Below are 21,243 nucleotides of genomic sequence, written 5' to 3' on the forward strand. Positions count from 1 at the left end.
GTTACTCCTCTGGTAAGTTAAAGGAAACTTGCGTTCCTATTTTATTTTGTTGAATATCAAATTCACCATGTTTAGCGCGCATCCTTGCTTGCATACCGGAAATCCCATTAGAACCCTGTCGAATAAAAGTTTGCGCATGTCCATCATCTTGCACTTCAATTCGATAGCGACCCTCAGCATGCATAAATCGGATCTGAACTGTACGGGCTTGGGCATGACGAATAATGTTTGTGATTGCTTCAATAATTACAGCTGCAAATTCATTTTGAACTTCAGTTGGCCAATTTATAGCTTCGTTTTCACCTTCAGTCATCATAAAAATATTAGCATCCGTCAGATTCTTACTCTGGATAAATAAAGCTTCACTTAATGATTGTTGATGTAAATCGTTAACGATTTGACGGACAAGCTGCAAATTTGCTCGACTTGTAGTCGCAATATCTTCTAGTTCACGTCCCACTTGATCCGAACCTTTTTCTAACAATTTCTTAGCTAATTCTGTTTTAACCGTAATCATCGAAAAGCTTTGTCCTAAAGTATCATGTAAGTCCCGAGCAATTCGTTCCCGTTCACCCCGACGAACAATGGTTTCTAAGCGTCGGTTATCTTGACGCATTTTTCGACGGTAGCGAATCGAAACTGCAAAAGCATATGACATGATTGGTGAAATAATTGGAAACGCCAGACCCATAATATTTCCAAATATTCCCCCACTAGTATTAGTAGTAATTTGCGTAGGAAATAATTCGATAACTTCTACTAGCCCGATAATTAAAATAGTGTAATACGCCCCCAAAAAAGCCATAACATATTTTTTAGGTCTCCCCACAATCAAAAATGCTACTTGCCAAGCTGTAAAAACCATCATATAGAAATTAAAATTAAAAATGGTAAAAATTCCCGTGATTAAGATTTCTAATGGAATGGAAACTTTTTGCCATTCTGGTTTTTCGGCTGCCCAAATATAATCTGCTAAAAACCCTAGACACATAACTATCCAAAAAGCATCCGTTGCCGATTTAATTGGTAAATAAAACGAAATATTATATGGCATATATAATAACCAGATATAATATTCCCATTTCACATTTCTAAAATTCCATTTATTTTTAACCACGAGCCAATCTACCCTTTCGTCGTGTGATAATTGTTCCTACTGTCATTGCGGCGACCAATCCAACTATCCAAACTCCTAGACCCTGAACGTCATTCCAGTTAATTTTAGCATTATTCACTGTGCTACTAATCATATCGTTCAAAAAATAGGTTGGTAATTTATTACCAATATTTTGAACCCACTGCGGTAAAATTTGAATTGGCCACCAAAGCCCGCTTAAAATAGCCACTGGAAATGTAATTAAGTTTCCTAAAATTGTTAGAGTTTCTTGTCGTTTAACATGTGATATGGCAATTCCAAGTAGTAACAGAGGTATTTGACCTAACCAAACTAGTCCTAATATAGTTATCCATTGCATAGTACTTAAATCAACATGATTGATCAGAATCGCCGTCGTTCCTAAAATAACAATCGTAAAGATGTTCATCATCAAACTCCAAAAACAAATCGAAATATAATAATGATTTAAATTACGATTAGTAATCTTTAAAAGCGTAATTAATCCTTGGTTACGGTCTCGCTCCATAAAATTGCCAACGCCCATAATGGCAGTAATTAAAATACTGTAAACCATCATGCTCCCCATATATTCTGCACTAAACGTTTTAATTTGGACTCTATTAATTTGCGTAAATAGGATGTAAAAGGCCGTGGGCATCAGCAATGAAAAGAACACGAAGCCATAATTTCGAAAAATTAATCTTTTTCCATCAAATTTCAGTTGTTCAATCATCTTCTGCATTGTTTTTTTCTCCTCGAGTAATAGTTTGAAAAATATTTTCTAGTGAAGCATCGATGATGTTCAAATGTTGAATTTCCTCTAAATATGGTACTAAGTCTCTTAACGTTGCATCTCCATTAGTGCTACTAATTTTTATTTTATTTCCAGTTTGCTTAATCGCTTGAACTTGAGTTAGTTTTCTAAAAATAGATCCTTCACGTTTAGTTTCAAAACTAATCTGGGTGGTTAAATATTGTTTCTGAAGTTCATTCAAAGTACCATCAAACTCAATTTTTCCATCTTTTAAGATTAAAATCTGATCAGCCGTCTGTTGGATTTCTTCTAAATAATGACTCGTAATTAATATCGTTTTTCCTTCATTTTTCATTCGATCAACGTTAATCCAAAAATCTTGGCGAGCGTTAACATCCATTCCTACGGTAGGTTCGTCGAGAAAAATCAAACTTGCATTACTAACTAAAGTCATTGCAAAGGTAACTCGTCGCAACTGTCCGCCCGATAAATCGTTCAAATAATGATGCGCTAAATCACTTAAATTTAATTCTTTTAATACCGTTTGGGGAGCTTTAGGATTAGGATATTGAGCTGCTACCTCCGCCAAAATTTCCCCAACTTTCACGCCAGGTAACTTTAAGTCACCTTGAAACATTGATGCGACTGATTGACTCATCCCTGGACGATGTCCTAAAATTGATACTTTCATATTTGTTTTTAATAAGCCTAATAAGATTCTTAAAAGCGTGGTTTTTCCGGCTCCATTTTCACCAATTAAACCAACAACTTTCCCCGGCTGGACTTCAAAGCTAACGTCTTGTAAAACTTGTTGATTGCCGTAGTTGAATTTTAAGTTATTTACGATGATTGCATTTGTCATAATTATTCCCCCATGCTTATATCATAGAAAATACCTCTTCGTTTCCCTAGTACTGCTTGTCACCAAAAAATATGACAAATGTCATACTTTCTAAGAACTTCTTAAGTTCACTTAACTCCAATGGATTTTCATAGACTTTAAGCTCCAACATCTGAATAATAATAGGAAAATAGTGACAAAATATTCTTTGGAGGACCCCAATGGAACAATACATTATTAATTTCGTAAACGACTTTGGTTATTTAGGAATTATTTTGCTAATTACACTGGAGAACGTCTTTCCCCCCATCCCTTCAGAAGTGATTTTGACTTTTGCCGGCTTCATTACCCTTTCTTCCAAACTTACCGTCTGGGGTAGTGTCCTTGCAGCAACAATTGGAGCGGTGATTGGGGCAGTGATTCTATATATTATTGGAAGTTATCTAACCGTCGAACGCTTAGGACGTCTAATCAGTAGCCGCCTTGGTAAAATCCTACGTTTAAAACATAGCGACGTTACCAAAACTCATAATTTCTTTGTCAAACATGGTTCCAAAACGATTTTCTTTGGCCGTTTTGTTCCCGTCGTTCGGAGCCTAATTTCTTTACCAGCGGGTATGACTAGAATGCCTTGGAAAATCTTTGTTTTATTAACTACACTGGGAACGTTGATTTGGAATGTTGTACTCATTCTGCTTGGTCGACTGGCAGGTGAGGCTTGGTCCGAAGTATCAGCTACAATCGACTCCTACTCAAGCTTAGTTTTAATCGTTCTGATCGTGCTGTTTGCTGGATCAGCTATCGTCTACTATTTCAAACGAATTCGAGTAAAATCCTAACCTAGTAATCGCTTTCATGTTAGAATTAACCTAACTTATTCAGCTAGGAGGAATCATTATGCACAAGCATCTACCTACTAAGCGTCAAAAACAACGTCTTGCTCCAGTGGTGGCTTTCGAAATTACCGGTCTTTTTATTGCTTTAAAAGATATTATTACTGCCAAAAAATTCCGTCATGGGTCGCGTGGTCTGTGGTTAGCTTTAGTATTTATTCAACCTATCGGACCTTGGCTTTACTTCTGGTTAGGACAAGCTAAAACGGATTAATCGGTCCTAGGAAGAAGATGAATTTTTTTGAAAACTGCTGACGTCAAAAGACGTTTCTTTTGGCTTGTCATATCTATTATTTTAAATTCGGCGGCCAACGCTTTATCCATTGCTACGGGTTTAGGTAGCGCCGTCTGGACGGGTTCTGCAGTGAATCTCTCACATTGGGTAGCTCATACCACCAGCCCTGCAATTGCTAATCACGTGATGGGAACGGTTTTAGTTTTATACGGAGTTTCAGTAGCTTTTTTGACCATGCTTTTATCGCGCCATTTGGATTGGGCTCGTTTTGCCCGCAACATTTTATTTGTTGTACCGTTTAGTTATCTCGTCCAATGGTTCACCCCTTTTTGGAGTGATACTTTAAAAATCAGCCAGTTGCAAGCTAATTTTCAACATCCTTGGCAGCTTTTAACTTCTGTTATTCTGGATATTATTGGTTTATTGGGCGTGGCTGTAGCTGTTTCACTCTATCAACGGGCGAATTTGATTATGCATCCCAACGATGATCTTTCCTACATTCTACGTTTTAGATATCTTCACGGTTTAGCCTCAGTTTCACAATGGGCTAGTTATGTCCCACCACTTATCATCACCGCTCTTAGCTGCTTTGCTAACGGCGGCCGATTATGGTCATTTGGTTTCGGAACTGTTTGGGCCTTTATTACCCAAGGTTACGTTCAAGGTTGGTCCGATCAACACGTAGTTCCAACCTTTAGACATCATTTTTCATTTCAAAGTCCAAAAAAGCTTTGATAAAAGGGCGCATTCCATCGTGAATGCTAACAACCTTTTACCAAAGCTTTTTTATTTATTCAATGTTTTAATGATTTTTTTAGCAACAATTGTTGCATATTGCTTGGAACCATCAGGATTAGGATGGACATAATCTCCATAGAACCAACCAGGTTGATTTTTAGAAGGTGTAAACCAGTCAATTACTGTCAAATTCTTGTATTGCTTAGTCGCTTTATCTAACGTCTTATTTACCGATCCTTCCCATGTCTTCGTTGGAACATGGACATTAACCCAGAAAATATGACGTTTAGAACCTACCGCATCTTCGACTGCTTTAACGTCCTTATCAGAAATCGGACCATTGGCCCCTAAATTAATTAGGACATTATCACTTAAAGTTTTTTGACGTTTTAATTCGGCAATAATACCAGGCGCTTCATCAACCTGCCGTCCAACTTTTGATGACATATAAGCTGTTGGAAAAATTTCCTGCAAGTCTGCTCCCGTATCTTCGAGAACGGAATCCCCCACTCCGGTTAATGGAGTTACGGCAGCAAATTTCATTTCTTGATCAGTCAACTGATACTTTTTAGCGATTTCTTTTTCTTGTTTCGTTAGTTTAGCCTTTTTTTGCTTCGTTTTGGCTGCACTAGTTTCCTTTTGTTTTTCCAAAGCTTCTTTGTTTTTCTTGTCGGCCTCTTTACTATTTTTAGCTAATTTAGTTTGTAATCCATCTGTTTTTTGAACCACTTTTTCTGGTGAAGTAACTGCACCAAATAGAGCAATTAAAACTACTAAAACAGCTGGAATTGCCAAGTATCGACGCCATTGTAAGTTAGATTTCAAATCAAAAATCTTTTTCAATAGTGCAAAAGTTTGCCGATAGTCAAATTTAGCTAGTGGAATTTCAATATAACGATAAGAAAGTTCACTAATTACTAAGATGATTACTAGTGGTGCTAAAGTGTTTAAAACTGGATGAGCCGCAATATTAGTAACTTTTTGTTCGTAAAAAATCATTACTGGTAGTTGATACATATAAATCCCATAAGACCGACTTCCCAACCATTTGAATACAGGATTAGTCAACAGGCGATTCCACATAAACGACGGATGAGCGATGATTGCAATCATTAAAACGGCCAGAATAGAGAATATGAAAATTCCACCATAATACGGCGTTGCGGTGGTTCCCGGCATAGTAAAGAATGTAATTCCCATGACTAGGATTAATATACCACCCAGTATATTAGCAATTAAATTAGTTCTCGCATTTAACGCTTTTTTCAAGCGAGTCGACGGCCAAATAAAAGCTAACGCTGCTCCAATCAAAAATGGTGCAACTCGTGTGTCTGAACCATAATAAACTCGATTAACTGTATCTGGATGATAGAGAATGGTCATCAGCATCGATGAAATGATACTAAGAGAAAATAGAATTCCACTCGCTTGAACACGACGTTCTCCAAAAATTTTCAATAATACTATCAGTATCAATGGCCAAATAAAGTAGTACTGGGCCAACACCGATAAATACCATAAATGCGTGAATGGTGATTCTCCATTGTAGCGATCAAAATAGGACTGCCCATTATTTACAAGCCACCAGTTATACACAAATACTAAATTAGTCCAAATAATATTTCTAATATGGGATAGTAGGTTTTGCGCAAAAAGTGTCATATAGGCTGTACTTGTTACCAAAACCATAACTAGGGTCGGATATAGTCGACGTAATCGCCGTATGTAAAAAGAACCCAATTTTATTTTTCCGGTTCGATCCCATTCTTGTATAAAAATATCTGTAATCAGATAACCCGAAACGGCAAAAAAGATGGGAACCCCCAAATATCCTCCAGGAACGGTAAAAGGCATCAGATGGTAAAAAATAACTCCTAGCAATGCCATCACTCGTAGTCCATCGAAGCCTGTGATATAGCGTCGTTCTCCTACATTCTTTCGCTCAATCTCAATAGAAGTCCCATGTAAGTCAGATCTTCTCATCTTTTCGCACCTCTAACATTTAAATAAACCAAATTTTATTCCCCACAATCTATTCCTCGGAATACCCAAATGCTGCGTATTCTTAAACTTGTTAAAGTACCGGCTTTAGACCCTTACCTATGCGTTATTTATAATGTTCTCACTTTTTTTATTAAAAGTTCAAAAAGCACTTAATTATTATGACACAACTTTAACATTATTGCTGTTATAAATAACGAAGTTACTAAATGAATTTAAATTAACGATTACCTAATTCACTTTTCGCGCTTAAATTTTGATGATAAGATTAATTTAACTTTGTCTTAAGGAGTGATTATTTTGAGAAAAATTGCAGTATATTGTGGGGCAGCCGCCGGCAACAATCCAACCTACGCTAACAGCGCCCGTAAGTTAGGTAAATGGATGGCTAGTAATAATATTGGCTTAGTTTACGGAGGTGGGCAATTTGGTTTGATGGGAATCATCGCCAAAACTGTCATTGAAAATGGTGGTCATGTCGATGGTATTATTCCTGAAAATTTAGCAGCACGGGGCGCAAGCTATCAAGCTATCTCAAATCTCCAAGTAGTCAAAGATATGTCAATTCGTAAGCAATTAATGATGGATATGGCAGATGGTTTCATTGCCTTACCTGGAGGTCCCGGCACGTTGGAGGAAATTTCTGAAGTATTTTCTTGGTCTTTAATTGGTGACAATAATAAGCCATGTGTCCTTTTCAATACTAATCACTACTATGATAATCTTCAAAACATGTATGATCATATGGTGGTCGAAGGTTTTCTTACCAGTCAAGCTCGGCAAAAGCTCCTTTTCAGTGATTCCGTTGAACAAATTGCAGAATTTATGGACACCTATGTTCCACCAAAAATTCGTGAATATTAACCCGATGATGCGCATCTAGCGCATTTTTTTGTACAAAATTCCTATTTCAGCATCATTACAATTAAACCAATGGTAATAATTATTCGAATTATAAAATGATTCCAATTGATATTGAAAAAAATTAGTTGTCCATTAATTAATGCCACTGGTAACGCCAATATCAATCCGATAATTCCCAGCCACGGTTGAACCAACGTCAAAATCATCAAGGCACCTACAATAACATTTAAGGCTGTAATCCATGTTTCAACTTGTACCCCAATCCTGTAGGCACTAAAAATCAAAAAACCGCCGTATAACATCGTTAATATAATTCCAATCATATGTAGCATAGGGGTCCACTCCTTATTATTTCTAATAGAAAACGCTTTCTGAAACTATTGTAACAATTTATCTAGCATATTGGCGAAAAACTTTGTAGTTGACATTCTACTCCCTTATCTATATAGTTAGTTACACAAGTAATTAAGTGATTCAGGAGGAGGATTTTTATGATTAATCAACCAATCGTTAGCGTTTCGGGTTTACGTAAAACTTACGGGGGGAAAAACGAAAAACAATACGAGGCATTAAAAGGAATTGATTTTAATGTTGAACAAGGCGAATTTGTCGGAATCATGGGGGCTTCCGGCTCTGGTAAAACAACTTTGCTCAATATGCTTGCTACCTTAGACCAACCTACTAGTGGTAAGGTCATGATTAATAGTCAAGATGTTACTACCCTTAAAGGCGACAAAATTGCGGATTTCCGGGCAAATGAAATTGGATTTATTTTCCAAGATTTTAATTTGCTAGAAACACTAACAGCTGAAGAAAATATTGCGCTTCCTCTATCACTTCAAGGGGTTAAAAAAAGTGCCATTAACCAAGCGGTTACTGCTGTGGCTGAAACACTATCCATTCAAGACCTTTTAAAGAAGTATCCTACAGAACTTTCTGGTGGACAAAAGCAACGAGTGGCAGCTGCCCGTGGAATTGTCCACAAACCAGCACTGTTATTAGGAGATGAACCAACTGGAGCACTTGATTCTAATAGTGCTCGTGAGTTGCTTGAACTTCTAACTGACATTAATCAAAAACAAAACGTTTCTGTTTTACTCGTTACTCATGATCCCTTTTCAGCTAGTTTCTGTAATCGGATTTTGTTCATTAAAGATGGCGTTATTGGTCAAGAAATACGTCGTAACGGAGTTTCACGGACTGAGTTTTACCAAGATATTCTTGAAAAACTCGGAACTTTTGAACAATAGGAGGCGAACAAATGTTATCTAGACTCGCACTCTCAAATATCAAAAATCGATTACGAGACTACATCGTCCTCTTGACCGGCCTTGTAATGTCTTCCGCTATCTTTTATATGTTTGCCAACTTGGCAACCAACGAAAGCTTTATTAAAAGTAATACTACTTTTAGATTCGCTGTTCCTGTTTTTTATTTTGGTGAGGTACTACTCGTAATTATCACTTTAGTTTACGTCATGTACGCTAATTCATTCTTATTAAACATGAGACTTCACGATTATGGTTTATTTATGATGTTAGGAGCCAAAAAACGTCGTGTAGGAACATTGATGGTTTTCGAAACTTTAGTCGTTGGTGCCATTGCTACCGCAATCGGTTTACTGCTGGGAATTGGTTTAACAGGGGGACTTTCTAAGTTACTATTCTCACACCTTGGAATTGCGCTTCATCATTTTAACCCATTCTATTTTAAAGCAGTACTGACAACCATTGTTTTATACTTAGTACTTTTTATCATTGCCGCAATTTTTAATCTTCAATCATTAATTCGTACTCCGGTACTCAAATTGCTTAAACAAAATGATACAGTTAACAAAATTAAGGCTCATGGAATTGGGCTTTACTTTGCGGGAATATTTGGAGTAATTTTAATTGGAATTGGTTACTATGCTCTAGCTCAAATTGCTACCTTCAAATTAACTTCTATTCCAATTGCCCTAGTTACTATCGTGCTAGGGAGTTATTTAATTTTCCACTCAAGCATGATTCTTATTATTGAACGTCTTAAGAAATCTAATTGGGCACGTCGTAAATTAAACAATTTTACTTTATCTCAAATTATGTTCCGCGTTCAGGATTACACTAAGATTTTAACAATTACGTCCCTCTTGTTCGCCTTAGCATTAGGGGCCATTACCGTGGGCTCTGCGTTCAACCGTCAAATCGATTCAATGGCTAAAAGTAATAGTTCCTATACTATTGCTATTAACAATCCAACAGCTAAAGAGCAAGGTTTGATCGAACAATTATCTGATCGTACAGTCGTTAAATATGACCAAAAGTTTAGTGGTAACCACGTTATTTATAATGAAGATCAATTTGCTCAACATCCATATAAGATTGTTGAAACAACTCAAAGTAAGTCTGGTACTATGAATACGTATAAAAACATTCCAGTTTCTGTCAGCAAGCTTAAAAAAGAAGTTAGCAGCCAATTTGATTTTGTAAGTTTAGGTGGTTCTGTTTTAGACACGGCTCCTAAATTCTATGCCACAAACGATTTTAATAAAATTAACGCCAAAAAAGGTTCTGTTAGTTTAATTACGGTTAAAAGTATTGCTGAGAACCGTACTGTTTTAGAGAAGTTAAACCATCTCCAACTTAAAGCTTATCCAACAATGGATGAAACTGGCATTGGTGCTGGTACCTTCCCTGCCTTCTTAATGATTAGTGGGATCTATGGTGGACTAGAATTTATCGGCTACTTCTTAGGAATTGCATTCCTAGCAATGCTAGCAAGTTGCTTGATGTTCAAGATTCTTTCTGGAACTCAACAAGACCGGATTCGTTATAACTTGCTAACTAAGGTTGGTACTCGTCGCTCTCTACTAAACCAAAGTATCAATCGTGAAATCTTTGTGCTATTTGCACTTCCAGGTATCCTAGGAATTATTGATGTACTCTTTGGACTCCAAATGTTTAAGAGCTTCTTCAATAATAATCCTTATCAAAACATCCAATATCCAATCATAATTTTTGTTGTACTATATCTGTTGTATTACTTCCTAACAACTTGGTTATATAAATTAATCGTATTGCCTAAAAAGAAATAAATAAAAAGGTGAACCCATAGAGGTTCACCTTTTTTTATATCCTAGTATTCAATTATTTAACTTGATGTCCTTCAGCCACATACTGGTCCATATCATTCTTAGGCACCATGCTACCACCCGTCGCCCAAACAATATGGCTAGCATTTTCCATTGGATAATCCTGTTCCAATTGAGCTTGAACGTCATCTAAAATCGTAAAACCAGAAGCAGCTGATGGTTCAACATCCACATTTTCTGAGTCATGCAATTCTGCAACATTCTTCATCATCTTTTGATCATCAAAAGTTTGAATTCCATATAATAATGTATCCATCATCTTACCAGCAATTCTAGATGGACGCCCAACAGCAAGACCGTCAGCCTTAGTTACTCCATCAATTCCAGCATCATAAACTGAAATTTGATCATTTAAGCCGGTCATCATTCCTAGTGAAACAGATGGAATATGAGTTGGTTCCGCAAAAATTGGATGAACGTTTTCGCCAATAATCTTCTTTAGACCAAAGGCTACACCACTGGGACTGCCACCTACTCCAGCAGGTAGATATACAAATAATGGATGTTCTGCATCAACTTTGATATTTTGAGCCTTCAATTGAGCTTGAAGACGAACTGCAGCAACCGAATATCCCAAGAATAAATCGTACGACCCTTCATCATCGATGAAGTAAGCCATAGGATCTGCTTCAGCAGATTTACGTGCTTCTGTAATAGCATGAGTGAAATTGTCGTTATATTCAACAACATTAACGCCCTTTTCACGTAACATATCCTTCTTCCATTGAGCGGCATCGCTCGACATATGTACGCTAGTTCTAAAACCTAGTTTACAAGCTACAATACCAATCGATAGTCCAAGATTTCCCGTTGAGCCCACGACAATTCCATATTGTCCAAATAAATCCTTGAAGCGTGGTTCATTTAATTTAGCATAATTATCACCATATACAATTTCACCGTGTTTCATTGCTACTTTTTCGGCAAATTTCAACACTTCGTAGATTCCACCACGTGACTTAATTGAGCCCGAAATTGGTAGATAATTATCAGCCTTAAGATACAAATCACCCTTAACTTGGTTTTGAGCTTCGGCATTTAAAACAGCCTTCATCTTATCCATTTTGAGCAAAGGGGATTCTAAAATTCCATGTGTTGGTAAAGTTTCTGGGAATGCTACCTCAAAATAAGGTGCAAACCGTTGAAAACGAGCTTCAGCATCGAAGATATGTTCAACTCCAACCGGTAATTCAGCTTCCTTTTTATAATTCAGGTTCTTCCAAAAAATTGGTTCGTAAGCTTGCATCTGCTTAATCGCTGGATATTTTTTGCTTAGAGCATCAACATCAATCATAATTTTTTATCTCCTCGTTATTGTATTCACATTTAGTATACAACGCCTAGAATGCTTTGCTAACCCCTATTTCAAGAATTAATGTATTCATTCACAAATTCTTCTTTAGTTTTAATTTCTTTACCAGAATTAACAATCATCGCGTGAAAATTTTTCCATTCTTCATCGGTTAAATTAATTGCTGCTTCAACTTCTTTTTTGGCCTGTTCATACTTAGATGGTAATGGATGCCCCATCCACTCAAAAATTCGTTGGCTATATTTATCAGCTATAAAACCTGCATGGTCAAATGCGTACATCATCAAATAGTCCGCCGTTTCTGGACCAATCCCCACCAAAGCCAATAATTCTTTACGTAGGCGCAACGTTGGCAATGCTCCAATTTTTTCGATTGAAAACTGATATTTTTGTGCCCAAGTTAGGACATTTTGGATGGTTTGCGATTTTCGCGTATAAAAACCGCTGGGACGGATTTGAATTTGTAACGCTTCATTACTAAGCCGCAAAATCCGATGTGGATCAAAATTAAAGTTGTTCTTTAAATTCATTAAACTTGGTGCGACATTGACCCAACTTGTATTTTGGACTAGGATGCCACCATAGACTACTTCCCATGGCGATTCTTGCCACTCTTCCAACCACGGCTGTTTACCCATTTTCTGATACATCATCTTGTAAATCGTTGGAATTTCCATGTCAGTCTCCTCCCTCTATGTATTATAATTCTTTTCCAAAAAAACACTATAAATCTAAAATTAGCGTTAGAATATACTTGGAAACAACTATAAGTTTTTAAGGAGAATTTAAATATATGATTGAAAAAGCTTGTACAACTGTTCTAGTCGGAAAAAATGCTTCAATTGACGGCTCAACTATGGTTGCCCGCAATGACGATACATTTTTACCACTAGCTCCACATCGTTTTTATATGCATCCCGCTGAAACAGGTGTAGACGAAACCATCGTTTCATCTCAAAATGGTTTCACAGCCAAATTACCAGCTAACGGATATCGCCATAGTGCCGTTCCTAATATTGATCCCGATAAAGATGGTATTTACGACGAAAGTGGTTTTAACGAAAAAAACGTAGCCATGAGTGCTACGGAAAGTGTTTACGGTAACCCAAATACTTTGGCTTACGATCCTTTGGTTCCTAATGGTTTAGCTGAAGATACAATGCCTACGATGGTCCTACCATACATCGATTCTGCTCGAGAAGGCGTTGAATATTTAGGAAAATTAATCGCTAAATATGGTTCGCCTGAAGGTAACGGTGTGATTTTTAGTGACAAAAATGATGTTTGGTACATGGAAATTGTTACTGGTCATCATTGGGTAGCTCAACGAATTCCTGATGATTCTTATGCGGTAGCTGCCAACCAAGTTGCCATTCAACAAGTCGATTTCGATGATCCTGATAATTTCATGTGGTCAGATGGCATACAAGAATTTGTTGAAGAACATCATTTAAACCTTGATCACGAAGGCTGGAATTTCCGTCGTATTTTCGGTACAGATACAGAAAAAGACCGTCATTACAACACTCCTCGTGTTTGGTATGGCCAACGTTATTTGAATCCAGAGATTGAACAAGACCCACAATCTTCAGACTTACCATTTATTCGTCAAGCTAGCCGTAAAATCACCGTGGAAGATGTCGGTGCCATTTTAAGTTCACACTATAACGAAACTAAGTACGATCCATTTGGTCATGGTGCTGACGCTGATCGATTGAAGTTCCGTCCAATTTCAATGAACCGTACTCAAAATTCTCACGTACTTCAAATTCGTAATGATGTCCCCGAAGATCGTTCAGCTATCTTCTGGCTAAACTTCGGGGTTCCAGCATTCAGCCCTTACGTACCTTTCTTCAATAATGCGACCGATACAGATCCTAGCTATCGTGCTACTAAAGCTACTATGAACCTTGATGACGCTTACTGGATGTATCGTGCCGTTGGCTCAGTAGTTGAAGGACACTACAGTAACTTCATCCAAACCAACGTTGATTACGTCACCGCCTCAAAAGAGTTCCTTCGTGGACGCGTTGCTAAAATTGATGCTCAAGCTGCTAACCTACAAGGCGATGCGCTAACTCAATTCTTAACAGAAGCCAACCATGCTACTGTTAAAGCAATGAAAGAACGTACGATGAACCATTTCAACGATTTGTTAGCTTCTGGTTTGTTATTATCAAAACTAACCTTTAACATGGACAAAAATCTCTAATATTAAAAATGATGAACGCTAAACCTTAAAGTTTAGCGTTCATCATTTTTTGTTTTATAAGATGTATTCACCAGCCATGCGCACCAGCGACGTCATTTCTTTTTTAGCTGTTTTGAGCCCCACATTCCCCTGACCATCTGGATGATTATCACTCAGAATGGATATCAAATAGAGATGTCCATTAACTTCGACAGCCCCAATCGAATTCATAATCCAACTTCCAGATAAGGTCCAGCCGTTTTTATTGGCTAAGAAATTAGGTGTATCGCTAAAGCCCTTGATTCCCCACTGTTGTTTTGAATTAACTTGAAACATCTCTGAAATAATATAATTGCGACCTGTACGACTAATTTTGCTCGACTTTACAAAAAGATATTTCAATAATTTAATGTAATCTTCGGAACTAACTGTTGAAAGCCACCACTTACTACTAGCTTGACTATGATCCATCCCCAGTCTAGCAAAAGTAGCATTTAATCCGCTAACTCCACCCATTTTTTTAAATATAGCCGTAGCATCAGCATTACTACTCTGACGAATCATTCCCGCAACTAATTTTTTATCACTAGCTGTTAATTTAGCATCTTGATGGAGTAATCCAATTAAAATTGGAACTTTAACGGTACTTGCTGTATACATTTGGCTAATCTTGCCTTGACTCCAACGATACGTTTTTTGCTTGGCGACATCATAAATGGTAAAATCAAAATTTTCATTTTTTAAATCAGTATTCGTTTGGCTTAACTTGCCAACTTTTTTATCCATATATTTACTAAATCCTGAATTTGGTGCTTGTTTGGTTGTAATGTGCGTTGTAGTCTCAGAGCGCGAGTGTAAAAGATGGTGCACTTCTACAATCAATAATGTGATCGAAAATACAATTAGCAAAAATCCCGTCAACCAGATTTTTCCTTTGCGATTTAATCGCCTACCGTGAAATGTCACTCATCTATACCCCTTTAAAATTATATATGCCAGTTCGATTATAACCAGCAATTGACGTCTATACAATGTTTATTTTTTGTAACATTTTCCCAAATTTAAATAATTTAATTACTGGTCTTAAATTTACTTGAAAAAACAAAAAAACTGGAATAAGCATAATTAATACGCTTACTCCAGTTTTTTAAAGGTGAATTTATAGGCCTTAGGATTTTACTTTAACATTTGTTCTGCAGTTTTCTTGAGCTCTGCATCGTTCATATTTTCCCACTTTTTGGCCTCCGCAATGGTCTTCATCGTATCATGACCATTGTCATCCATTACATGATTCCACATTGCGTCTCTTAATGGCGTTTGATCGTTACTCCAGTCAAATACCTCTGTCATCTTTTGATCAAGAAGTTCTGTTTTTAATGTTGTTGCCATATTAAAAGCCTCCAAAATGCGTGGGTGAACATCATCTGATAATAATGATGTCGTTCATTTTTGTTGCACCCCACGACTATGTTATAACACCAGTTTTAAATTTTGTTAAATAAAAAGCCACAGCTTTTTTATAGTTGTCCCCAAATTCTATCTTTTAAGGACACTATATTTCTGCCGTGACTTTTAAATTTTAGTTATTTTCTGTAAAGATAGGTTCGTGAATTGTTTCTACGTATTGCGCTGCTTTTGGTGTTACATACATGTCTTCACCATCTTTTTGAAATAGCTTAGCCGCACTTAATTTGTCCATTGCTTGTCGAACAGTTGCTTCATCCAAACCTTGTTTTACGTAATTAATTTTTAGATGTTGGGCTTTCCCAGCTGCATTAGTAAATTCTAAGTCTAATAGTTTCATAGTTACTCCTCCAAAATTTTTAAGCTTGATATATGAATGCCAATTGGTTTATTTAGTTTTGATTACTTTTCTAGGATAACTTTTTCAGTTGTTGTAATTTGAGCATCAGTTACATTATCAGTAGACACCATTTCAAGTGTTTTAGCTAGTTCCGTTACTTGTTCGGCAGTGACTGTTTGCGCCACGTTTGAAAAAGCTCTTCGAACCCCTTTTTCATGATCTGGGCCTTCCATTGTGATACTGATTCCTGTTTTCAACCAAGTTTTAACCATGTTTTCATCCTCATTTCTTATCATTTAATATAAGTGTCGCGACGACTTACACTTACTAATAACGAATCAAAATTAAAAATGTAAACTAAATCTATTAAATTTTTTATATCTTATTTGGATAGACTACTATGTTAAGCTTTGATGACTTTTAATAGCTAACATAGATTTTAAGTTAATCTCCTTTTATAATTAGTTTATTAGAACAATAAGTATCAATGTCTACCAAATCAAAGGAGAAAATATTTATTATGAGTAGCGTAATTGGAACTTTACTTATTATCGCTATTGCAGGGCTACAGTACCTCTGCAGTCGTATTAAATATAAATATTCAGGTGCAGTAATTCCAATTTTATTTGCGGGCAGTATGCTGTACTATTATTTAATTGCTCAAAAAGCTAGTTTCTGGGCCTTTTTAATTATTCTCGTTGTGGGAGAAATTCTCCTCCTCAGCATTTGGGACAATCAATATCAAAAAAATGAACAAAAGACCGAACAGACCCACCTTCGTAAAAAATAGCCCTCCTCTGTATCACACCTATAGTTCTTACTTTATGTCTCTAACTTCCTGGATCATCTTGCATATAAAACAACATTTATTGTAGGAAAACGTGCTTAAATTTGAGTTTAAGTGGTTGGCAACCTTTTTATTGAAACTTAACTTAATTTGGTTGATAATATAGAAAGAAATTTAACAACATCACCATGTTTGTTTAAACACGGCGCTGGTTATGGAGGAAAATAATGGACATTAATCTTGATTTTCCGTTAGGATCATCAATTATAAATTTGGTATTGAGTCATCGAAACCTCGCCACCAAAGAAATACGCAAACTTGGACTTTATCCGGGGCAAGATTTAATCCTGGTAGAGCTATTGCGCAAAGATAACCGCTCACAAAATGAGCTGGTTAAAGCGCTCTGTGTGGATCATTCAACGATTGCTAAATCTGTAAAAAGATTACTAAAAGCTGAAATAATTAATGCTCATAAATCTACTGAAGATAAGCGGGTAACCATAATTAGTTTGACCGTTAAAGGTAAGGCGTTAGCTATTCAGGCCGCTAAGGTATGGAACGATGTGGAAAAAACCGCTTTTAAAGATTTTTCGCCAGCAGATATTAAAGAGTTTATGCAATATTCACAACATATAGCAAAAAATTTTACGGATAGAAGTTTAGAACTAAATGATAGATAATTTTAATTGCATCTCTTTCTAGCTGATACCCAGAGTTCATCTTAAAAATAAAAGCAATCATTACCTCCGCATTTTTAAAATGTTGGAAACGATATGATTTCACGTGAAACCTATCTAATTTCTCACATATGGGGGGATCATTTGGTTGACAGCGTTTTCAGTTAGAGGTATATTGTAGGTGTACTAGAACATAGGTTTCCCAGCCCATAATTGCTCTAGTATGGGTATTGAATGAGCCTTTCAAGTACCCTATTAGTGCTCATATACCCTTCTTACCCAAAGAGTGGATCTGCTTCCCCAGATCTACTTTTTTTGTTGCTTTAGAATTTATATTTGTGCGTAATTTAATCAAACTGAATTATTTAAAAAAATCATCATTATACCCTATTAACCATTGACAGCGTTTCCAACTTGAAGTATATTATAGATAATCTAATGGATGTAGGTAACTCCCTAAGCCGATTATCATCCATTAGATATTCTTACCCTAGTTGCGTAGTACTTCCCGAAGCACAGCTTTCCCAAACTACGTGACGTAATATTCTTACCCAAAGAAACACCCATCTACTTCCCTAGAGGGGTGTTTCACTGTCTCTACTGCTTTATTCCTCACTTCTTTCCGAGTTCCTAACCTTAATCTAGGACGTTTAAGGTTATTACTTCATTTATTAAAAAACTTCCTACACCCCTAAACAATCAAAAAGACGTAGAAGAGGTTTGGGTTATCCTCTACTACGTCTTTGTAATAATTATTATCCAACCACTTTTTCGCCATTTAGGTATGTCTTATCTAGCTTCATTTCTCGGTCTAACACAATAAAATCAGCATCGCGGCCTGGTAAAATGTGTCCACATTTGCTCCCAATTCCTGCGCTATCGGCCGCATTTGCGGTGGCCATCTGTATAGCTTGTTCAGGAGTAACTACATTCCAATCAACCACGTTCTTTATGGCGTCTTTTAATAGTAAGATACTGCCTGCTAAACTATGACTGCTATCTTTCAAACGAGCCGTACCGTTTTGCACAATAACTGGAAATTCTCCTAAAATATAGTCGCCATCTGGCATTAAACCAGCTTTCATACAGTCCGTAACTAAAGCTACCTTACTAGGAGTTTTGGCATCCAGTAGAATCTTGACTACATATGGATTCACATGGTGCCCATCACAAATTAATTCATCTGTTACACCTTGTAAGCTTAGAGCTGCACCTGCCATACCAGGTTCGCGATGATCTAATCCACTCATCCCATTAAATGTGTGAGTGAACATGGTTGCCCCAGCCTCAACACAAGCCTTGGCCTGTTCAAAGGTTGCATCACTGTGTCCTAAAGCTACCGTAACCCCTTCAGAGCTAATTTGAGCCGTAAATTCTACTGCACCATCACGCTCTGGTGCAATCGAAATTTTACGAATCATGCCATTAGCTGCTGCTTGCCATTCGTGAAATTCTTCAATACTAGGGTTTTCGAAGTATTTCGGATTTTGAGCCCCTTTATGTTTTTCAGTATAATATGGTCCTTCAAAGTGAATACCTTGAACTTTAGCCCCTTCAAAGTGATCAAGGTTCTTGCTAATTACTTGAACCACTTCTTTCAACTGTTCTGAACTAGCCGTTAAAGTCGTTGGCAGCCACGAAGTTACCCCACATTTTAGTAGCCCATTAGCCATGGCCTCAATTCCTTCAGCACTTGCATCCATCACATCGTGATTCAACAAGCCATGAATATGGGTATCCACTAGCCCAGGAGCTATCCATTTATCACTATATTCTACGATATCTCCATCTGGTTGATTTTTTTGATATCTACCAAATTTACCATCAACAACTTGGAGATAACCTCCCATTTCTACATTACTACCTAAAAAGAATTTTTCTGCATGAATATAATATTCCAAACTTCTCGCTCCTATCCTTCAAAATCGTGAATTGTTACACCTTTTACTACTCGGTTAACTGTCCCCGTTGCTGAAGGAGTGTCCGGTGTATTCTTAACCTTGATTGATGATAGTAAGGAGATCGTTTGAGCAAACATTACATCAGGGAAGGCCATATAACCATCTGGGATAGAATCATCTCCATTAGCAAAATTAAAGTTGCTACCTGTAAAGTTGTGGGCTGATTGAACACCGATGCCCATAACGACTGGTGCAATCTCGTCTCCTGCCACTTCTTCGAGAATATCCACATCATACTGACGAGTGTAAGCATTGTTGCTAACGAAATCAAAAAGGAGTGTCTTACTATTAACAAATGACTTAGGACCGTGTCGGAAGCCCATCGAAGTATCAAAAACGGTCACTTTTTGTCCAGCTGTTAGTTCCAAAACCTTCAATTGTGCTTCACGAGTTAGTCCACCCAATGCACCAGATCCCAGATAAACGATCCGTTCAAAATCGGTATCAACCAATTTCTGAATATCATCAACCCGGTCAATCACTTCATGACCCATTTTACTGATGGCGTTAACATAAGTTTCTTTCTGTTCATCAGAATGTTGAGCATCGAAAACTAATAACGTTGTAAGTAACATGCAGCTAAAACTACCAGTCATTGCAAAACCTTTATCATTGGAACGTGCTGGTTGCATTAGAACTAAGTTTTTATCATCTTCTTGGGCATGGAGCGCAAGTTTACCTTCTGGAGCACATGTAATGGTTATTTGATATAGATGTTTAACGTACTTTTCAGCTATATCTACCGTTGCTACACTTTCGGGGCTGTTACCACTTCTTGCAAACGAAACTAAAATCGTTGGTGTATCTTTTTCAAGATATTGTTTAGGGGTAGAAACAATTTTAGTTGTATCGATTGCTTCAAAACGGAAATGGTTTCGATCACCATTTTCAGTTAAGTATGGCATCGCTGTATCTCCAACATAAGCTGAAGAACCAGCACCGGTAAAAACAACTCGTACCGGTTCATTGAATTCGCTTTCAATCTTCCCTAAGAAAGCATCAATTGCTTGCTTCTTTTCTTGGTAGATTTTAAAAGTTTCTAACCATAGTTCTGGTTCTTGTTGTATTTCACGAGTTGTTATAACAGCACCCATTTGGGTTAATTCATTATCAGTCATTTTGTACATAGTGGGAATTCTCCTCTCATCCATCAATGCTTATACTTAATGTTATAAACAAATTGGTCACCACGAGCGCTACTAATGGTATATTCAATGATTTCATTTTTATGATTGTATGTTGTTCGACGGAGCATGAATCCTGGTGAATTAGGTGCAATCTTTAATAAATCGGCATCTTTATCACTAATAATCCCTACTGAAAGCATCTCATCTGCTAGACGAACTTTTTCACCATAGTCTTCTAGAAAAACATTATAGAGCGAACGTTGTTTCGTTTCTAACTCATAAATTGACAGATTTTCAAATTTTTCAGCAGGAAGGTAAGTTCGATCAATCATCATTGGCATTCCATCCGCCAAACGGAGCCGTTTGAGTTTAACAATGGGATCTCCAACATTAATTCTTAGCTTGCCACTAAAATATTCATCGGCTTTACGCTCTGACATTTCTATGATCTTTGTTTCCGGTTTGCGACCAAGCGATTTCATTTGTTCCGTAAAACTATATTCATCACCAATTTTAGTCGTATCATCCATCCAACTTGCTACAAAAGTCCCCTTACCATGCTGGCGGTAAATATACCCAATGTTTTCTAGTTCACTTAAGGCTTCGCGAACCGTATTACGGCTCACTTCATACTTTCTCATAATTTCACGTTCGGATAATAATTTGTCATTTGGTTTATAGTTATTTTTAATTTGTTTTCTTAATTCATCAACAAGCTGTCCATATACAGGTTGCTTTTCATTATAGTTAAATCCCATGGTTTGATTACCACACTTTCTAAATCTGATTCATAATTTATATGATATACCAA

The 21,243-nt window shown here is 36.9% G+C and carries 23 protein-coding genes; 9 read left to right on the forward strand and 14 right to left on the reverse strand.

The window, feature by feature from the left end; translation table 11 throughout:
* Position 1: 1 nt before the first annotated feature.
* Genes PEPE_RS08425 through PEPE_RS08435 form a run of 3 tightly spaced genes read right to left on the reverse strand, consistent with a single transcriptional unit; the run spans position 2 to position 2,733 of the window.
* Positions 2–1,054 carry a sensor histidine kinase gene (locus PEPE_RS08425; RefSeq protein WP_148194168.1) on the reverse strand — a complete coding sequence of 351 codons (1,053 nt, stop codon included), beginning with the start codon at positions 1,052–1,054 and terminating at the stop codon, positions 2–4.
* 55 nt (positions 1,055–1,109) lie between these two features.
* Positions 1,110–1,859 (reverse strand): ABC transporter permease, encoded by a 750-nt coding sequence (locus PEPE_RS08430; RefSeq protein WP_011673842.1) that lies wholly within the window; start codon positions 1,857–1,859, stop codon positions 1,110–1,112.
* Positions 1,843–2,733: an ABC transporter ATP-binding protein gene (locus tag PEPE_RS08435; RefSeq protein WP_011673843.1), complete on the reverse strand. Its 891-nt coding sequence runs from the start codon at positions 2,731–2,733 to the stop codon at positions 1,843–1,845. Before PEPE_RS08435 ends, PEPE_RS08430 begins: the two co-directional genes overlap by 17 nt.
* Positions 2,734–2,933: 200 nt before the next feature.
* Here PEPE_RS08435 and PEPE_RS08440 point away from each other — a divergent pair, with 200 nt between their 5' ends.
* Genes PEPE_RS08440 through PEPE_RS08450 form a run of 3 tightly spaced genes read left to right on the forward strand, consistent with a single transcriptional unit; the run spans position 2,934 to position 4,575 of the window.
* Positions 2,934–3,551: a DedA family protein gene (locus PEPE_RS08440; protein WP_011673844.1), complete on the forward strand. Its 618-nt coding sequence runs from the start codon at positions 2,934–2,936 to the stop codon at positions 3,549–3,551.
* Between the two features lie 58 nt (positions 3,552–3,609).
* The gene (locus tag PEPE_RS08445; protein WP_002834141.1) at positions 3,610–3,819 is read left to right on the forward strand and encodes a hypothetical protein; all 210 of its coding nucleotides are present in this window, start codon (positions 3,610–3,612) and stop codon (positions 3,817–3,819) included.
* A gap of 27 nt (positions 3,820–3,846) precedes the next feature.
* On the forward strand, positions 3,847–4,575 hold the full coding sequence (locus tag PEPE_RS08450) for a hypothetical protein (RefSeq protein ID WP_011673845.1): 729 nt from the start codon (positions 3,847–3,849) through the stop codon (positions 4,573–4,575).
* 51 nt (positions 4,576–4,626) lie between these two features.
* On the opposite strand, the gene PEPE_RS08455 is transcribed toward PEPE_RS08450, so the two are convergent.
* On the reverse strand, positions 4,627–6,561 hold the full coding sequence (locus PEPE_RS08455; protein ID WP_011673846.1) for an acyltransferase family protein: 1,935 nt from the start codon (positions 6,559–6,561) through the stop codon (positions 4,627–4,629).
* A 318-nt stretch (positions 6,562–6,879) separates the two neighbouring features.
* Here PEPE_RS08455 and PEPE_RS08460 point away from each other — a divergent pair, with 318 nt between their 5' ends.
* Positions 6,880–7,443, forward strand: a complete 564-nt coding sequence (locus tag PEPE_RS08460) for an LOG family protein (protein WP_011673847.1) — start codon at positions 6,880–6,882, stop codon at positions 7,441–7,443.
* A 41-nt stretch (positions 7,444–7,484) separates the two neighbouring features.
* On the opposite strand, the gene PEPE_RS08465 is transcribed toward PEPE_RS08460, so the two are convergent.
* The gene (locus tag PEPE_RS08465; RefSeq protein WP_011673848.1) at positions 7,485–7,775 is read right to left on the reverse strand and encodes a hypothetical protein; all 291 of its coding nucleotides are present in this window, start codon (positions 7,773–7,775) and stop codon (positions 7,485–7,487) included.
* Positions 7,776–7,934: 159 nt separating this feature from the next.
* On the opposite strand from PEPE_RS08465, the gene PEPE_RS08470 reads away from it, so the two are divergent.
* The gene (locus PEPE_RS08470; RefSeq protein WP_002834147.1) at positions 7,935–8,693 is read left to right on the forward strand and encodes an ABC transporter ATP-binding protein; all 759 of its coding nucleotides are present in this window, start codon (positions 7,935–7,937) and stop codon (positions 8,691–8,693) included.
* An 11-nt stretch (positions 8,694–8,704) separates the two neighbouring features.
* Positions 8,705–10,516 (forward strand): FtsX-like permease family protein, encoded by a 1,812-nt coding sequence (locus tag PEPE_RS08475; protein WP_011673849.1) that lies wholly within the window; start codon positions 8,705–8,707, stop codon positions 10,514–10,516.
* Between the two features lie 52 nt (positions 10,517–10,568).
* On the opposite strand, the gene PEPE_RS08480 is transcribed toward PEPE_RS08475, so the two are convergent.
* Together PEPE_RS08480 and PEPE_RS08485 are read right to left on the reverse strand one after the other, a co-directional pair.
* On the reverse strand, positions 10,569–11,867 hold the full coding sequence (locus tag PEPE_RS08480) for a D-serine ammonia-lyase (protein WP_011673850.1): 1,299 nt from the start codon (positions 11,865–11,867) through the stop codon (positions 10,569–10,571).
* Positions 11,868–11,938: 71 nt separating this feature from the next.
* Positions 11,939–12,562, reverse strand: a complete 624-nt coding sequence (locus PEPE_RS08485; protein WP_002834150.1) for an endonuclease III domain-containing protein — start codon at positions 12,560–12,562, stop codon at positions 11,939–11,941.
* Positions 12,563–12,678: 116 nt separating this feature from the next.
* Here PEPE_RS08485 and PEPE_RS08490 point away from each other — a divergent pair, with 116 nt between their 5' ends.
* The gene (locus tag PEPE_RS08490) at positions 12,679–14,097 is read left to right on the forward strand and encodes a C69 family dipeptidase (RefSeq protein WP_011673851.1); all 1,419 of its coding nucleotides are present in this window, start codon (positions 12,679–12,681) and stop codon (positions 14,095–14,097) included.
* A 54-nt stretch (positions 14,098–14,151) separates the two neighbouring features.
* Here PEPE_RS08490 and PEPE_RS09030 read toward each other — a convergent pair whose 3' ends face one another.
* The 4 genes from PEPE_RS09030 to PEPE_RS08510 form a co-directional block, all read right to left on the reverse strand.
* Positions 14,152–15,042, reverse strand: a complete 891-nt coding sequence (locus PEPE_RS09030; protein WP_011673852.1) for a hydrolase — start codon at positions 15,040–15,042, stop codon at positions 14,152–14,154.
* Positions 15,043–15,252: 210 nt separating this feature from the next.
* On the reverse strand, positions 15,253–15,465 hold the full coding sequence (locus PEPE_RS08500; RefSeq protein WP_002834154.1) for a P8 family protein: 213 nt from the start codon (positions 15,463–15,465) through the stop codon (positions 15,253–15,255).
* Between the two features lie 190 nt (positions 15,466–15,655).
* Positions 15,656–15,880, reverse strand: a complete 225-nt coding sequence (locus PEPE_RS08505; protein ID WP_002834155.1) for a DUF2922 domain-containing protein — start codon at positions 15,878–15,880, stop codon at positions 15,656–15,658.
* 62 nt (positions 15,881–15,942) lie between these two features.
* Positions 15,943–16,152, reverse strand: a complete 210-nt coding sequence (locus tag PEPE_RS08510; protein ID WP_002834156.1) for a DUF1659 domain-containing protein — start codon at positions 16,150–16,152, stop codon at positions 15,943–15,945.
* Between the two features lie 248 nt (positions 16,153–16,400).
* On the opposite strand from PEPE_RS08510, the gene PEPE_RS08515 reads away from it, so the two are divergent.
* Together PEPE_RS08515 and PEPE_RS08520 are read left to right on the forward strand one after the other, a co-directional pair.
* Positions 16,401–16,670, forward strand: coding sequence for a hypothetical protein (locus PEPE_RS08515; RefSeq protein ID WP_011673853.1), 270 nt, complete (start codon positions 16,401–16,403; stop codon positions 16,668–16,670).
* A 224-nt stretch (positions 16,671–16,894) separates the two neighbouring features.
* Entirely contained in the window at positions 16,895–17,347 is a 453-nt protein-coding gene (locus PEPE_RS08520; protein ID WP_002834159.1) for a MarR family winged helix-turn-helix transcriptional regulator, read from the forward strand.
* Between the two features lie 752 nt (positions 17,348–18,099).
* Here PEPE_RS08520 and nagA read toward each other — a convergent pair.
* From nagA to PEPE_RS08535, 3 genes are read right to left on the reverse strand one after another with little or no spacing between them, the layout of a single operon-like run.
* On the reverse strand, positions 18,100–19,245 hold the full coding sequence (gene nagA, locus PEPE_RS08525; RefSeq protein ID WP_011673854.1) for an N-acetylglucosamine-6-phosphate deacetylase: 1,146 nt from the start codon (positions 19,243–19,245) through the stop codon (positions 18,100–18,102).
* Between the two features lie 11 nt (positions 19,246–19,256).
* Positions 19,257–20,432 carry an SIS domain-containing protein gene (locus PEPE_RS08530; protein ID WP_011673855.1) on the reverse strand — a complete coding sequence of 392 codons (1,176 nt, stop codon included), beginning with the start codon at positions 20,430–20,432 and terminating at the stop codon, positions 19,257–19,259.
* 23 nt (positions 20,433–20,455) lie between these two features.
* Positions 20,456–21,190 carry a GntR family transcriptional regulator gene (locus PEPE_RS08535; protein WP_011673856.1) on the reverse strand — a complete coding sequence of 245 codons (735 nt, stop codon included), beginning with the start codon at positions 21,188–21,190 and terminating at the stop codon, positions 20,456–20,458.
* Positions 21,191–21,243: the final 53 nt, after the last annotated feature.

Source organism: Pediococcus pentosaceus ATCC 25745 (assembly GCF_000014505.1).
Classification (GTDB): Bacteria; Bacillota; Bacilli; order Lactobacillales; family Lactobacillaceae; genus Pediococcus; species Pediococcus pentosaceus.